The sequence below is a fragment of the Haloferax sp. s1 genome (assembly GCF_058382125.1).
In genome coordinates this window covers 1-1,640 of sequence record NZ_JBZRPK010000180.1, presented here as the reverse complement: position 1 = coordinate 1,640, position 1,640 = coordinate 1, and the positions used below count along the sequence as shown (strand labels likewise).

At 60.2% G+C, this 1,640-nt stretch carries 2 protein-coding genes; one reads left to right on the top strand and one right to left on the bottom strand.

Annotated elements, in window-relative coordinates:
• The first annotated feature begins 224 nt into the window (after positions 1 to 224).
• Positions 225 to 824 carry a transcription antitermination protein gene (locus tag QT222_RS01425; RefSeq protein ID WP_491476068.1) on the top strand — a complete coding sequence of 200 codons (600 nt, stop codon included), beginning with the start codon at positions 225 to 227 and terminating at the stop codon, positions 822 to 824.
• Positions 825 to 1,237: 413 nt separating this feature from the next.
• On the opposite strand, the gene QT222_RS01420 is transcribed toward QT222_RS01425, so the two are convergent.
• A complete protein-coding gene (locus tag QT222_RS01420) occupies positions 1,238 to 1,507 on the bottom strand; it encodes a DUF7553 family protein (protein ID WP_004058790.1) in 270 nt (89 codons plus the stop codon).
• Between the last annotated feature and the right edge of the window lie 133 nt (positions 1,508 to 1,640).

The window sequence follows — 1,640 nt, the reverse complement described above, 5'->3', positions numbered from 1 at the left end:
GTTCCGAACTACTCTCCGCTGCTGCTCTGATGAAGTTTGACATGATTCAACATACCATAATCATAGTTCAACATAATTTTTTAGATTCTGACCTGACTACGACGGTCATAATCACTGAATCACGTGTCTGTGGCGCTGACCTTGCGTCACTCCACCGTCGTAGACTGCCCCCGGAATTCGCCGCCGCCGATGGGTACAAACCCAACTCGGACGTACATATCCGCATGACAGATTTCCTCGACTCGCTTCGCGATGCGCACGAGACACCTCTCTCTCGACTCGGCTCTTCGAAGGCGCTGTACGCCGTTACCGGCGGCGAGATGGATGGGGACGCAGTTCGCGCCGCGGCAGCCGCCGAGGCCGACGCCGCAATCGACCTGTTCGATTCGTGGGCCGCCGACGAGTCGGACGACGAGGTTGTCGACCTGTTTTCGGACCTCGCCGACACCGCCCGCGACCACGCCGAAACCGTCGATTTCGACCCCGATTCCGACGCACCGGCTATCTACGACTTGCTTTCGGACTTCGACGCAACCGACGAACGACTCGGCGGCGCGCTCGCACGCGCGCTCGTTTCGCTGAAGACCGTCGAGCAGATGGTCGGCTTCTTCGTCGGCGATGCGGACCCGATGACCGCGAGTACGTTCCGCACGCTCAAGACCGACCTCAACGACCAACTCGACACGCTCGCGAACGCCGTGGACGAATTCGCCGAGGACGAGGCTGTCGCCCGCGAGGCCGCGGACGAAGTCGTCGAAACCGCATACGAGGAGTACGTCGAGACGCTGGAGGGGATGGGAATCAAGCCGAAGAACGTCTGTTAACCTACTTTTTTACTCCTCGGGGTCGCCGAAGGCGACCCGCTCGGAGCAAAAACCTGGAGCAAAAACCTGGAGCAAAAACCTGGAGCAAAAAAGCCGCGATGAGGCCGAAGGCCGAGTCGCGGTACAATATTCTTGTAGTACCGGTCTGTCGACTCTTTGAAACTCCATACTACCGGAGATTGTGACCCATCCCGACGGCCGTTGGCTAGCATCCGGCGACCGAGTGGTCCGTTAGGACTCGGTAGGTCGCTGGTTCACTCGCCGAAGACGAGGCGTGAGCGCGACCAACGGGAGCGCGATACGTATTTGGTCCAGCTTTTGCCGAGGGCTGGCAGCGCCAGCCCGTAGCGCAAAAGATGGGCGTGCCAACTCCTCTCGTTCCAGTTGAAACGAAGGGGTGTGTCAGACGAGCGTCAGACGCCCGGCACGTCTTTTCGGTATTCGAGGACTTCCTGTCGCGCTTCGCGCACCGTCTCTTCGACGTCGCCGTCGACTTCTTCGGCGAGGTCGTTGAGCGTCGTCATGTGGCGCGCGAGGCGGCCGTGGTCCGGTCCTTGGTCGCGCGTCGCGAGTTTCGCTAACTGGTCGGACTGGTCGTAGAGTTGTTCCTGTACCTCTCCGTCCGTCGCCTCGGCGGCCTCCTTGAGCAACTGACTCGCTCGTTCGAGTTCTGGTCGTGACATACGGTATGTTACGGTAAGTCAACGGAAAACCGTTCCTCCGGCGACAAGCACCGCCTCGCTCAAGTACACCGCGACCCAACGACGGACAATGAGCGAGTCCGGTCCCCTGTCCGCCGATAGACCCGAGGCAGAC